This is a genomic window from Cryobacterium zongtaii (assembly GCF_002909375.1).
GTDB lineage: Bacteria > Actinomycetota > Actinomycetes > Actinomycetales > Microbacteriaceae > Cryobacterium > Cryobacterium zongtaii.
Genome location: NZ_PPXD01000001.1, coordinates 141,247 through 153,801 on the forward strand (window position 1 = coordinate 141,247; position 12,555 = coordinate 153,801).

Annotated in this window: 10 protein-coding genes; 8 read left to right on the top strand and 2 right to left on the bottom strand. The window is 67.8% G+C overall.

Annotated elements, in window-relative coordinates; genetic code table 11:
* Positions 1 to 2: 2 nt before the first annotated feature.
* Positions 3 to 1,271: a branched-chain amino acid ABC transporter permease gene (locus C3B61_RS00730; RefSeq protein ID WP_208858751.1), complete on the bottom strand. Its 1,269-nt coding sequence runs from the start codon at positions 1,269 to 1,271 to the stop codon at positions 3 to 5.
* Positions 1,272 to 1,545: 274 nt separating this feature from the next.
* On the opposite strand from C3B61_RS00730, the gene guaB reads away from it, so the two are divergent.
* From guaB to C3B61_RS00745, 3 genes are all read left to right on the top strand, one after another.
* Entirely contained in the window at positions 1,546 to 3,048 is a 1,503-nt protein-coding gene (gene guaB / locus C3B61_RS00735; RefSeq protein ID WP_103459177.1) for an IMP dehydrogenase, read from the top strand.
* A 125-nt stretch (positions 3,049 to 3,173) separates the two neighbouring features.
* Complete coding sequence (locus tag C3B61_RS00740) at positions 3,174 to 4,283, top strand: GuaB3 family IMP dehydrogenase-related protein (protein WP_088457132.1); 1,110 nt, start codon at positions 3,174 to 3,176, stop codon at positions 4,281 to 4,283.
* A 49-nt stretch (positions 4,284 to 4,332) separates the two neighbouring features.
* Positions 4,333 to 6,057, top strand: coding sequence for a glycerol-3-phosphate dehydrogenase/oxidase (locus C3B61_RS00745; protein WP_208858745.1), 1,725 nt, complete (start codon positions 4,333 to 4,335; stop codon positions 6,055 to 6,057).
* On the opposite strand, the gene C3B61_RS00750 is transcribed toward C3B61_RS00745, so the two are convergent.
* Positions 5,960 to 7,192 carry a hypothetical protein gene (locus C3B61_RS00750; protein ID WP_103459178.1) on the bottom strand — a complete coding sequence of 411 codons (1,233 nt, stop codon included), beginning with the start codon at positions 7,190 to 7,192 and terminating at the stop codon, positions 5,960 to 5,962. The two genes, C3B61_RS00745 and C3B61_RS00750, sit on opposite strands and share 98 nt — an antisense overlap.
* Positions 7,193 to 7,552: 360 nt before the next feature.
* Here C3B61_RS00750 and C3B61_RS00755 point away from each other — a divergent pair, with 360 nt between their 5' ends.
* The 5 genes from C3B61_RS00755 to guaA are packed head-to-tail and all read left to right on the top strand — an operon-like array spanning position 7,553 to position 12,410.
* The gene (locus tag C3B61_RS00755; protein ID WP_088457129.1) at positions 7,553 to 8,080 is read left to right on the top strand and encodes a cation:proton antiporter regulatory subunit; all 528 of its coding nucleotides are present in this window, start codon (positions 7,553 to 7,555) and stop codon (positions 8,078 to 8,080) included.
* A 3-nt stretch (positions 8,081 to 8,083) separates the two neighbouring features.
* Entirely contained in the window at positions 8,084 to 9,442 is a 1,359-nt protein-coding gene (locus C3B61_RS00760; RefSeq protein WP_088457128.1) for a cation:proton antiporter, read from the top strand.
* 5 nt (positions 9,443 to 9,447) lie between these two features.
* Complete coding sequence (locus tag C3B61_RS00765; RefSeq protein ID WP_165791105.1) at positions 9,448 to 10,287, top strand: SURF1 family cytochrome oxidase biogenesis protein; 840 nt, start codon at positions 9,448 to 9,450, stop codon at positions 10,285 to 10,287.
* 9 nt (positions 10,288 to 10,296) lie between these two features.
* Positions 10,297 to 10,734, top strand: a complete 438-nt coding sequence (locus tag C3B61_RS00770) for a DUF3817 domain-containing protein (RefSeq protein WP_103432178.1) — start codon at positions 10,297 to 10,299, stop codon at positions 10,732 to 10,734.
* Positions 10,731 to 12,410 (top strand): glutamine-hydrolyzing GMP synthase, encoded by a 1,680-nt coding sequence (guaA, locus tag C3B61_RS00775; RefSeq protein WP_279628262.1) that lies wholly within the window; start codon positions 10,731 to 10,733, stop codon positions 12,408 to 12,410. The genes C3B61_RS00770 and guaA overlap by 4 nt, the downstream gene beginning before the upstream one ends.
* The last annotated feature ends 145 nt before the right edge of the window (positions 12,411 to 12,555 follow it).

Consider the following 12,555-nt stretch of genomic DNA (forward strand, 5'->3'; position numbering starts at 1 on the left):
CCCTAGCCAATTCTCTCTTTGCGACCCAAGATGCCTTGCGGCCGAAGCAGCAGCACCAGGATCAAAACGACAAGTGCACCGACGTATTTCAGGTCGGACGGAATCCACAGCGTCGACAGCTCGACGAACAGGCCCACGATGATCGATCCCACGAGGGCGCCGAACGCCGTTCCGAGACCGCCGAGGGTGGTGGCAGCGAAGACCAGCAGCAGGATCTGGAAGCCCATGTCCCAACTGACCCCCGGCCGGAAGTAGGCCCAGAGCACACCGGAGAGGCCGGCGAGCGACCCGCCGACGATCCAGACGATGCGGATGACACCATCCACGTCGATGCCGCTGGCGGAGGCGAGGCTGGGGTTGTCGGAAACGGCCCTGGTGGCCTTGCCGATCCGGGTGCGCAGCAGGAAGTAGGAGACCGCGAGAAGCACGACGATGCTGATACCCATGCTGGCGAGGTCGATCGGCGACAGCGAGATCGGGCCGAACTTGAGGTCGGTCATGCCGGAGCCGGGCAGCTGGCTGGTGCCGCCGCCGTAGAACAGCTGGAAGGTGTACCGCAGCGCCAGCGAGAGGCCGATGCTGACGATCATCAGCGGGATCAACCCGACGCCCTTCTTCCGCAGGGGTTTCCAGATGGTGGCGTCGAGCCCGAAGCCCAACAGGCCGCTGAGGGCGATCGCCAACAGGATCGCCAGCCAGATCGGCAGCCCGAGCGTCGTGCTGAGGGTGAGGGTGGCCAACGCGCCGAAGGTGATCATCTCCGCGTGCGCGAAGTTGCTCAGGCCCGTGGTGCCGAAGATCAGCGACATGCCGATCGCGGCCAAGGCCAGCAGCAAACCGAAGTTCAGGCCGTTGACGAAGCGGTTCACGAACTGGTCGAAGAAGCTGACCGTCGTGCGTTCGCCCTCGCCGAGGAAGAAGTTCACCGACTTCGACGCGGTGAGGCCGAACTCGGCTTCGATCTCGGCACCGCCCTTGGCGACGACCACACCTTTAGGGAGAGTGTCCTCGTCGAGGGTGACCGTGTAGGTCTCCTTCTCCGGAACGCCGATGCGCCACTTGCCCTCGGCATCCGTGACGACCTCGGCCTCGTAGCCGGAGCCTTCAACGGAGATGAGCACGTCTTCGATGGGTTCGCCACCGAATTGCACATTTCCCGAGAGCACATATTCGTACTGGTCAGTGTTGATCTCGTCGGCATGAGCCGCGCTCGCCGCGAACGTTGAAAACGTCAGGGCGGCCAGGAGTAGGCCGAAAAGCAGCACCATCATCCTGGGCGTGAATCTGCGGACAGCGTGTGTATTGCTCACTGCACCTCCATGGCGGCACCGTCGGTGCGTATTCGAACTGGCACGGACTTGCCTGCCAGCGACCTTGCTGACAGTACGTGCCGATTATGTCGCATATGTTTCGTACGCCGAATTTAGGGCAATCGATTTTGGATCGCGGAATGCGCCAAGCGCATCGTCGCTTAACATTGAGTACCGGTTGCATCCCAGGGATTTCCGGACTTTTTTCCATATCCGCGAATGCAAAAGGGGTTTCATGGATCAGCCAGATCCGTTCGGTTTCACCGGACTCACCTACGACGACGTCCTTCTCCTGCCGGGTCACACCGACGTAATTCCGAGCGAGGCCGAGACAAAGTCCCGGCTAACCCGCAGAATCAGCGTCGCGACCCCGCTGTTGTCCAGCGCGATGGACACCGTCACCGAGACCCGCATGGCCATCGCCATGGCTCGTGAAGGCGGCCTGGGCATCCTGCACCGCAACCTGTCGATCGCCGACCAGGCCGAGCAGGTGGACCTGGTCAAGCGCAGCGAATCCGGCATGATTACCAATCCGGTAACGACTTCGCCCGACGCCACCGTGGCCGAGGTGGATGCCCTCTGCGGGCAGTTCCGCATCAGCGGCCTGCCGGTCGTCGACAACGACGGTGTGCTCGTGGGCATCATCACCAACCGCGACATGCGCTTCGTCTCCGCCGTGGCCAAGCACACCACCCGGGTGCGCGAGGTCATGACCACGTCGCCGCTGATCACCGGCAAGGTGGGCATGGCCCCCATGGACGCCGTGGCCATCTTCGCCACCCACAAGATCGAGAAGCTGCCGCTCGTCGACGACGCCGGCCGGTTGACCGGCCTGATCACCGTCAAGGACTTCGACAAGAGCGAGGAATACCCCAACGCCACCAAGGACGACGCCGGGCGCCTGCGCGTCGGCGCGGCCATCGGCTTCTTCGGTGACGCCTGGCGCCGGGCATCCGCCCTGCTCGAGGCGGGCGTGGACGTTCTCGTGGTCGACACCGCCAACGGCGACAGTGCCGGCGTGCTCGAGATCATCCGCAAGCTGAAGTCCGACTCGGCCTTCGCCGACGTCGACGTCATCGGCGGCAACGTCGCCACCCGCTCCGGCGCGCAGGCGCTCATCGACGCGGGCGCGGATGCCATCAAGGTGGGCGTGGGCCCCGGCTCGATCTGCACCACCCGCATTGTCGCCGGCGTGGGCGTGCCTCAGATCACCGCGGTCTACCAGGCTTCCCTGGCCGCACGGGAGACCGGCGTGCCGGTCATCGCCGACGGCGGACTGCAGTACTCCGGTGACATCGCCAAGGCGCTCGTCGCCGGCGCCGACACAGTGATGCTCGGCTCCCTGCTGGCCGGCTGCGACGAAAGCCCCGGCGAGCTCGTCTTCGTCAACGGCAAGCAGTTCAAGACCTACCGCGGCATGGGATCGCTGGGCGCGCTGCAGACCCGTGGCAACAAGACCTCCTACTCCAAGGACCGTTACTTCCAGTCGGATGTGCCCAGCGACGACAAGCTCATCCCCGAGGGCATCGAGGGCCAGGTGCCCTACCGTGGCCCGGTGTCGAACGTGGCGTACCAGCTCATCGGCGGGCTGCGCCAGTCGATGTTCTACGTGGGTGCGCGCACCATTGACGAGCTCAAGCAGAAGGGCAAGTTCGTGCGCATCACCGCCGCGGGCCTGAAGGAGAGCCACCCCCACGACGTGCAGATCGTGGTTGAGGCGCCCAACTACCGCCGCTAACATCTCGCAACTGTTGCCCTAACGGACATGTGCGCCCGGTACGCCGGGCGCACATGTCCGTTTTGGCAACAGAAGGGTCGGGGGCGGGGCTGAGTGCGGGCTGCGACTAAACTGAGCGGGTGAGTATGGAAATCGAAATCGGCCGGTCCAAGCGCGCACGCCGCGTATACGCCTTCGACGACATCGCGGTGGTGCCCAGTCGGCGCACCCGTGACCCCGAGGATGTGTCGGTCGGCTGGTCCATCGACGCGTACCAGTTCGACATCCCGTTCCTTGCCGCCCCGATGGACTCCGTCGTCTCCCCGACGACGGCGATCATGATGGGCCAGCTGGGCGGCCTCGGTGTCCTGGACCTCGAGGGACTCTGGACCCGGTACGAGAACCCGGAGCCGCTGCTGGCCGAGATCCGTGAGCTGCCCGCCGACAAGACCACGGCGCGCATGCAGGAGATCTACGCCGAGCCGATCAAGCCGGCCCTGGTCACCGAGCGTCTCGCCGAGATCCGCGCCGCCGGCGTCACCGTCGCGGCCGCCCTGTCGCCGCAGCGCACCCAGGAGCTCTATGAGACCGTCGTCGCCGCCGGCGTCGACCTCTTCGTCATCCGCGGCACCACGGTCAGCGCCGAGCACGTCTCGCGCAACCAGGAGCCGCTGAATCTCAAGAAGTTCATCTACGACCTCGACGTGCCCGTCATCGTCGGCGGCGCCGCCACCTACACCGCGGCGCTGCACCTGATGCGCACCGGCGCGGCCGGCGTGCTCGTCGGCTTCGGCGGCGGCGCGGCGTCCACCACCCGCACCAGCCTCGGTATCCACGCCCCCATGGCCACCGCCGTGGCCGACGTCGCCGGCGCCCGACGCGACTACATGGACGAATCCGGCGGCCGCTACGTGCACGTCATCGCCGACGGCGGGCTGAGCACCTCCGGCGACATCGTCAAGGCCATCGCCTGCGGTGCGGATGCCGTGATGCTCGGTACCGCCCTGGCCCGCGCCACCGACGCCCCCGGCGGCGGTTTCCACTGGGGTGCCGAAGCGCACCACTCGCAGCTGCCCCGCGGCAAGCGCGTGGAGGTCGGCACCGTCGCCCCGCTCGAGGCGATCCTCTACGGACCGGCACCGGTCGCCGACGGCACCGCTAACCTGGTCGGCGCCCTGCGCCGCTCGATGGCGACCACCGGCTACAGCGGAATCAAGGAATTTCAGCGGGTTGAGGTAGTTGTCGCGCCGTACTGAGTGAACTAGCGTCGAAGCAAGCACCACCGATGGCGATGGGAGTTTGCAGATGACGCACGATAACTCGGTGACCAGGTCCACGAAGCTCGGACCTGAGGAACGCGCGGCGGCGATCGAACGCCTCAAATCCAAGGAACTCGACATTCTCGTGGTCGGCGGCGGCATCGTCGGCACCGGCAGCGCGCTGGATGCCGTCACCCGCGGGCTGAGCGTGGGCATGCTCGAGGCCAGAGACTGGGCGTCGGGTACCTCCAGCCGCTCGTCGAAGCTCGTGCACGGCGGCATCCGCTACCTGGAACAGCTCGACTTTCGGCTGGTGCGGGAGGCCCTCACCGAACGCGGTCTGCTGCTCAAGCGCATCGCCCCGCACCTGGTCAAGCCGGTGCGCTTTCTCTACCCGTTGCAGAAGCGGGTCGTCGAACGCGGCTATGTGGGCGCCGGGATGCTGCTCTACGACGTGCTCTCCTATATCGGCGGTCGGCCCGGCGTGCCGCACCACCGCCACCTCAGCCGCAGCCAGGTGGCGAAGCTGGTGCCCAGCCTCAGCCACGGCGCCCTCGTCGGCGGCATCACCTACTACGACGCTCAGGTCGATGACGCACTCTACGTGGCGTCGCTGGCGCGCACGGCATCGGCCTACGGCGCCCACGTGGCCAGCCGGGTGCGGGTGGAGGGTTTCCTCAAGGTGGGCGAACGGGTCGTCGGCGTGCAGGCGCACGACCTGCAGACCGGGGAGCGCTTCGAGGTGCGGGCCAAGCAGGTCGTCAACGCCACCGGCGTCTGGACCGACGACACCCAGCGGATGGTCGGCGAACGCGGCACCTTCAAGGTGCGCGCGTCCAAGGGCATCCACCTCGTCGTGCCGCGGGACAGGTTCCAGTCGTCGATGGGCCTGCTGCTGCGCACCGAGAAGAGCGTGCTCTTCGTGATCCCGTGGGGCCGGCACTGGCTGATCGGCACCACCGACACCGACTGGCACCTGGACAAGGCGCATCCGGCCGCCACGGCCGCGGACATCGACTACCTGCTCGAACACGTCAACGCCGTGCTGCAGGTGCCGCTGACCCGGGAAGACGTGGAGGGTGTCTACGCCGGCCTCCGGCCGCTGCTGGCGGGGGAGTCCGAGCAGACCTCCAAGCTCTCCCGCGAGCACCTCGTCGGGCACTCGGTGCCCGGCCTGGTCGTGATCGCCGGCGGCAAGTGGACCACCTACAGGGTGATGGCCAAGGACGCGATCGACGCCGCGGTGGATGCCCTCGACGGGCTGGTTCCGCCGTCCACGACCAAGGAGATCCCGCTGCTCGGCGCCGAGGGCTACCGGGCGGCGTGGAACAAGCGCGGCAAGATCGCCCATGCGTTCAACCTGCACACCGTGCGCATCGAGCACCTGCTCAACCGCTACGGCACCCTCACCGACGAACTACTCGACCTGATCAAGGAGAAGCCGGAGCTGGCCGACCCGTTGCCCGGCGCCGACGACTACATCCAGGCCGAGGTTGTGTACGCCGCCACCCACATGGGCGCGCTGCACCTCGAGGACGTGCTCGCCCGACGCACCCGCATCTCCATCGAGGCCTGGGACCGCGGGGTGTCCGCGGCACCCGTCGCCGCCCGGCTGTTGGCCGAGGTGCTCGGCTGGGACACCGAGCGTGAGGAGCGGGAGGTGTCGATCTACCTCAAGCGGGTCGCCGCCGAGCGGGCCTCGCAGACCCAGCCTGACGACGAATCCGCCGACCGGGTGCGGTTGGAGGCGCCGGACATCGTGACGAGCTGAGCCCGCGGCCGTGGATCGGGCGACGCGGACGCCGCGTTCGCCGCATCCGCTGCGGCGCGCCGCACCTCCTGTGGCCGGGCGCACCCGCTGTAGCGGGGGCGCCGCGCCACACGGGGTGCGGCGACGCCGTATTGGGCGCGCGGCGATGGGCTCGGGGGGCGCGGGGGGCGCGGGGGATCCCGTTGCGGGTGAGGAGGTCGCCCAAGGCCTCGAGGGATGTGGCGATCGGCCAGTCCCACCGGAACACGCCCAGGCCCAACGCGCGCAGTCGGTCTTCCCTGACCTTCTCGGCGATGACGATGTCGGCAGCGGTACGCCCGTGGGTGAACTCGTCGCGCAGATACTTGCCGTGGCCGTCGAATTCGCCGACCCTGCCGATGCCCCGCCAGAAGAAGTCGCTGAACCCGATCAGTCCGTCCCGATCCCAGTGCGGTGTCTGCAGCTCCGGGAGGAGAAAACCGAGCAGGAAGATGCCCGCGCGACTGATCGATTCGCCCGTTGAGCCGGAGAGCGGCGAGGCGAACTCCAGCGCGCGGCCCGCCGCGGCGCGGCCGGGAACACGGCCGAGTTGCGCGAACGCTCGGTCAAGGTCGTGTCTGGTGGCCAACGCGTCACCGTCGCGCGGTTCGTGGATAGCCTTGTCCATCACCGCCACTGCCTGGCCGAAGCGGAGCACCCTGGCCAGCGCGACCGCGGTGGTCGGAACGGAGGTGACACGCAGCCCCGCATGCTCGATGACCTCGAGGTTGTGCTCCTGAGGATGACGGACTATGCCGCGCCGGGACCGTCCGCCGGTCGCTGCCGGAGTGGCCAGGTGAATCTCCGTGGGCCGGGCCCCGACCACAGGCAAGCCCCAGATCGCGGCAGCGGAGTAGTGCGAGTAGACGGCCGGCGTCTCCGCGACGGCGGCGTGGGCATGGATCCGGCGGAGGTAGCGCTCATCCGCACCCAGGGCATCCCACTCTGCGGTGAGCACGTACACCCCTCGGCGGAGACGGATGACGGTGTGTCTGTCGAACTCCTGCCGGAGCTCCCGTTGAAGGCCGACTCGCGACGCGTCGCTCGCGAGGATCAGTCCGCTGTGGCTGGACAGCGCGGCCAGAATGTCCAGGGTGCCCGATGGCGTGGTGGTCATGCAGCCAGGCTCGTGGAGCGTGGTGCCCGCCTGTGTCGGAGGGCGACATCTGTGCACTTTTCCGGGTCATCCCGAGCTGTGCACTAGGCCTCCTCAGTGCGATCCCGCGCGCCATAGACGGTACGGGGTGCGCCGAATGGCCCGTCCCCTGGTCACCGCACCTCCTGTTGCCGCTCGCGCCCGCTACAGCGGGCGCGCCACGCCGCAGGGGGCGCGCTGACCGTGGGGAGGGCATCCGCCGGGCGCGGCGCCGAACCCAGCCACGAGCCGAGCGGATGCGCCGTTGCCGCGGCCCGCCCGACCGGCGAACACGCTCCGGTAGAATGACTAGACCGCCCTCAAGCCTTCAGGAGTCGCACCATGGTTGACGTTCGACGGGTCAAGCTCCCCGGTGTGGGTGTACTGCACACCTTCATCACCGACGACGGCGGCAAGGTCGGTGTCATCGCGCACCGCTCCGGTCACAGCGATCTGATCACCTTCGCCGACGACGAGGGTGGCCCCGACGCCAGCAAGGTGTCGCTGCGCCTGAGCGAGGACGAGGCGCACACCCTCGCCGAACTGCTCGGCGGCACCCAGATCACCGAGTCGCTCACCGCGCTCGACCAGATCCCCGGGCTCAGCATCGACTGGTTCACCGTGGACTACGAAGACCACATCGCCGGCCAGCCGCTGGGCAACCCCGCCGAGCGCGGCATCGCCGGGCTCACGGTGGTGGCCGTGGTGCGCGGCGAATCCGCCAACCCGGCGCCCGCGCCCGACTTCAAGGTCTTCCCCGGCGACACCCTCGTCGTGGCCGGCTCTCCCGAGAAGGTGGCGAAGGCCTTCGCCTTCTTCCGCACCGGTGCGATCACGTCCAAGCCCGTCGACGCGCCGCCAGGAGGGTAGCCGATGCACCTCGGTGAAGATCTCCTCACCCTGGGCATCCTGCTCGTGGTGGCCTACGTGCTCGGCCGGTTGGGCAAACTGATCGGCCTGCCGTCGATCCCGATCTACATGATCGTGGGCCTGCTGGCCAGCCCGTACACCGGATGGTTCCCGCTGGACTTCAATTCGGCCGACATCGAACTGATCGCGGTCTTCGGGCTCATCCTGCTCCTGTTCAGCCTGGGGCTCGAGTTCGACCAGGAGGCCTTCTTCGGCGACGCCGGAAAACTGCTGATCTCCGGCGGCTCGTGGATCCTGATCAACATGGGCGCCGGGTTCGCGTTCGGCCTGATGACAGGCTGGGGGGCCAGGGAAGCCCTGGTCATCGCGGGCATGACCGGCACCTCGTCCAGTGCGATCATCACCAAACTGCTCATCGAACTGCGACGGCTGGCCAACAAGGAAACCCCGATGATCCTCGGGGTGACCGTCGTCGGTGACATCTTCATCGCCGTGTACCTGGCCATCGTGTCCGTGGTGCTCAGCGGCAAGACCGAGATCTGGCCGATCGTGCTGCAACTGGGCATCGCGTTCCTGTTCCTCGTGGTGATGTTCTCCGTCGCCCGGTGGGGCGGCCGGGTCGTGTCCAGACTGATGCGCACCAAGGACGACGAACTCTTCACCATCCTGTTCTTCGGCCTGGCCGTGCTCTTCGCCGGCATCGGCGAGATCATCGGCGTCACCGACGCCATCGGCGCATTCCTCATCGGCGTGGTCCTGGGCGCGAGCACCTACCGGGGCCGCATCGAACGGGTGGCGGTGCCGCTGCGTGACGTCTTCGGGGCGTTCTTCTTCCTCAACTTCGGCCTGGCGCTGAACGTGGCCGAATTCGGCTCGGTCATCGTCCTGGTGGGCATCGCCATCGTGATGACCTTCGCGCTCAGCCTGGCCTCGGGCGCGCTGCTGGCCCGGATGCACCAGATGGGGCTGCGCGAAGGACTGAACACCGCCGCGATCTTCGTCAACCGCGGCGAGTTCACCCTGATCCTGGCAACCCTGTCGGTCAGCGCCGGCCTTGACCCGCGGCTGCAACCCTTCGCGGGCCTCTACGTGCTGACCATGGCGATCCTCGGCCCCCTGTTCACCGCCAACTCGGAGAAGATCGGCGCCGCCCTCAGCCGGCGCTCCCGAGCGGCGCATCCGCCCACCCGCACCCCGGAGCGAGACGCCATGCGCGCCGAAGAGATCGCTCTGGTTGAGGCGGTCACCCACGACCAGAAATCCGGCGACCCGATGGTGGACTTCATCTCCGACACGTACCCGACCCCCAAGAAAAAGACCGACCAGGCCGGCCAGGACGACCAGACGGGTGATTACTCATGATTCGCATGATGGTGCGTCCCCGGTGGATCGCCGCGCTGCTGCTGGCGTTGGCCATCGCCGGCGCCTTCGCTGCCCTCGGCCAGTGGCAGCTGGCCCGCGCCATCTCGTCCGGCGAGGTCATCGAGCGCACCACCGAGACCGTGCAACCTCTCAAAGACACGGTGTCACCGGATGGGCCGCCCGCGAAGGTCGCGGAGGGCCAGATGATCGAGACGATCGGCTCGTTCGTGGCCGGTGACGAGCAGATCATCAGCGGCCGACACAACGGCGGCGAATCCGGTTTCTGGATAGTCAGCCACTTCGTCACCGATGAGGGTGCCAGCATCGCGGTGGCCCGCGGCTGGACCGCCGACGCCGACCAAGCGGCCGCGGTCCGCGAACGGCTCGCCACACAGATGTCGATCCTGTCCCTGCAGCCGCTCACCGGCCGGTTCCTCTCGTCCGAGGCGCCCGCGCTGCCCGACGAAGACGCCGACCCGCACACGATGACCACGGTGTCCACCGCGGCGCTGATCAACCTCTGGGCCAACTGGTCCGACCAGTCCGTCTACCAGGGCTACATCGTCGACACCGTCGCCCCCGACGGTCTGACGGTCATCGATTCCCCGGAGCCCGAAGTGGAGGTTCCGCTGAACTGGCTGAACATCTTCTACGCCCTCGAGTGGGTCGTCTTCGCCGGCTTCGCCGTGTTCCTCTGGTACCGCCTGGTGCGGGATGCCTGGGAGCGCGAAACCGAGGAGGCCGAGGTCGCCGCTGCCGATGCGGCCGAGGACGCCGCCGGTACGCCGGACGAGGCAGCCGGCCCGGCCGCTGGCACCGACCGGTCGCACGCCAACGCCCCGTAGAATTAGCCCATGCCACTTGAACCCAAGCCCGCCGACCTGCCCAGAATCCCCGGTGCGCTTCGGCTGTACCAGGTCTCGTCGATCATCACCGGTGTTCTGCTGCTACTGCTCTGCGCCGAGGTGATCGCCAAGTACCTCTTCGGCACCGAGCTTGAAGCCGGCGGCCCGAACGGTTTCCTGGCCCTGGTGCCGGATGGCACCGTGACGGCCGTCAATCTGAGCACCGGACTGCTGATGGTGCACGGCTGGTTCTACGTTCTGTATCTGTTCGCCGATTTCCGCATCTGGAGCATCATGCGCTGGCCTTTCCCCACCTTCCTACTCATCGCACTCGGAGGCATCATCCCATTCCTGTCCTTCTTCCTCGAAGCTAAGGTCGGCCAGCGGGTCAAGGCATATCTCGCCGCGCACCCCGTCGCCGCCGTCGAAAGCGGGGTCCGCGCATGAGCGCCGTGAACCCGATGGACGTCGTGGGCGCCGACGGCGCCGAGGGCGCTGAGGGCCTGGAGAACCTGATCGGAACCGAGGAAGGCGCCGCTTCCGTTGCCACCTCCGGCATCAGCCGCCCGGTGCTCGTGGTGGACTTCGGCGCGCAGTACGCGCAGTTGATCGCCCGGCGCGTGCGCGAGGCATCCGTGTACTCGGAGATCGTGGCGCACTCGATCACCGCCGCGGAGGTCGCCGAGAAGAACCCGATCGGCATCGTGCTCTCCGGCGGACCGTCCAGCGTCTACGCCGAGGGTGCCCCCGCCTTCGACCCGGCGATCTTCGACCTCGGCATCCCGGTGCTGGGCATCTGCTACGGCTTCCAGGTGATGGCCACCGCCCTCGGCGGCGAGGTCTCGCACACCGGCCAGCGCGAATACGGTTCCACCCCGGTGGTTGTCTCCGACAGCACCAACGCGCTGCTCGCCGACCAGCCCGCCGAGCAGACCGTGTGGATGAGCCACGGCGACTCGGTGTCCAAGGCCCCCGACGGCTTCACGGTGCTCGCCTCCACGGTGTCGACCCCTGTGGCCGCGTTCGCCAATGACGAACGCCAGCTCTACGGCGTGCAGTGGCACCCCGAGGTCAAGCACTCCGCGCACGGCCAGCACGTGCTGGAGAACTTCCTGCACCGCGCCGCCGGCATCCCCGCCGACTGGAACAGCGGCAACGTCATCGCGGAGCAGGTCGCGCTGATTCAGGCTCAGGTGGGCACGGGCAAGGTCATCTGCGGTCTCTCCGGCGGGGTCGATTCCGCCGTCGCCGCCGCCCTGGTGCACAAGGCCATCGGCGACCAGCTGGTTTGTGTGTTCGTGGACCACGGCCTGCTGCGCGAGGATGAGCGCCGCCAGGTCGAAGAAGACTACGTCAAGGCCACCGGCATCCGCCTGGTCACGGTGGATGTGCGCGAGCAGTTCATCAACGCGCTGGCCGGCGTCAGCGACCCGGAGACCAAGCGCAAGATCATCGGCCGCGAGTTCATCCGCACCTTCGAGCAGGCTCAGGCCGAGCTCATCAAGGAGGCCGCGGAGATCGACGGCGACCCGATCCGCTTCCTCGTGCAGGGCACCCTGTACCCCGACGTCGTCGAGTCCGGCGGCGGCAGCGGCACCGCCAACATCAAGAGTCACCACAACGTGGGCGGCCTGCCAGAGGACCTGCAGTTCGAGCTGGTCGAGCCGCTGCGCGCCCTGTTCAAGGACGAGGTGCGGGCCATCGGCGCCGAGCTGGGTCTGCCCGCCGAGATCGTGCAACGCCAGCCGTTCCCCGGACCCGGCCTGGGCATCCGCATCGTCGGCGAGGTAACCCAGGAGCGTCTGGACCTGCTGCGCCAGGCCGATGCGATCGTGCGCGCCGAACTGACCGCCGCGGGCCTTGACCGGGAGATCTGGCAGTGCCCCGTGGTGCTGCTCGCCGACGTGCGTTCGGTGGGCGTGCAGGGCGACGGTCGCACCTACGGTCACCCGATCGTGCTGCGCCCGGTGTCCTCCGAGGACGCCATGACGGCCGACTGGACCCGCCTGCCGTACGACCTGCTCGCGAAGATCTCCAACCGCATCACCAACGAGGTCGACGGGGTCAACCGCGTGGTTCTCGACGTCACGTCGAAGCCGCCGGGGACCATCGAATGGGAGTAGGCGTTCCGCCGCTCCCGTAGTTGTGCCGGAAGCACCCTCGCCTTGCGCGAGGGTGCTTCCGTCGTTAGGGGGCCACGGGCGCGGTATGCGGGTCAGGCGCCGCTCTGCGGGTGGCGCGCCACCCGCATAACGGTGCCTTGCCCGC

Excerpts from the sequence above, each read along its gene's own strand:
- C3B61_RS00730 (WP_208858751.1), bottom strand. The coding sequence starts at position 1,271 with ATGATGGTGCTGCTTTTCGGCCTACTCCTGGCCGCCCTGACGTTTTCA.
- guaB (WP_103459177.1), top strand. The coding sequence starts at position 1,546 with ATGGATCAGCCAGATCCGTTCGGTTTCACCGGACTCACCTACGACGAC.
- C3B61_RS00740 (WP_088457132.1), top strand. The coding sequence starts at position 3,174 with ATGGAAATCGAAATCGGCCGGTCCAAGCGCGCACGCCGCGTATACGCC.
- C3B61_RS00745 (WP_208858745.1), top strand. The coding sequence starts at position 4,333 with ATGACGCACGATAACTCGGTGACCAGGTCCACGAAGCTCGGACCTGAG.
- C3B61_RS00750 (WP_103459178.1), bottom strand. The coding sequence starts at position 7,192 with ATGACCACCACGCCATCGGGCACCCTGGACATTCTGGCCGCGCTGTCC.
- C3B61_RS00755 (WP_088457129.1), top strand. The coding sequence starts at position 7,553 with ATGGTTGACGTTCGACGGGTCAAGCTCCCCGGTGTGGGTGTACTGCAC.
- C3B61_RS00760 (WP_088457128.1), top strand. The coding sequence starts at position 8,084 with ATGCACCTCGGTGAAGATCTCCTCACCCTGGGCATCCTGCTCGTGGTG.
- C3B61_RS00765 (WP_165791105.1), top strand. The coding sequence starts at position 9,448 with ATGATGGTGCGTCCCCGGTGGATCGCCGCGCTGCTGCTGGCGTTGGCC.
- C3B61_RS00770 (WP_103432178.1), top strand. The coding sequence starts at position 10,297 with ATGCCACTTGAACCCAAGCCCGCCGACCTGCCCAGAATCCCCGGTGCG.
- guaA (WP_279628262.1), top strand. The coding sequence starts at position 10,731 with ATGAGCGCCGTGAACCCGATGGACGTCGTGGGCGCCGACGGCGCCGAG.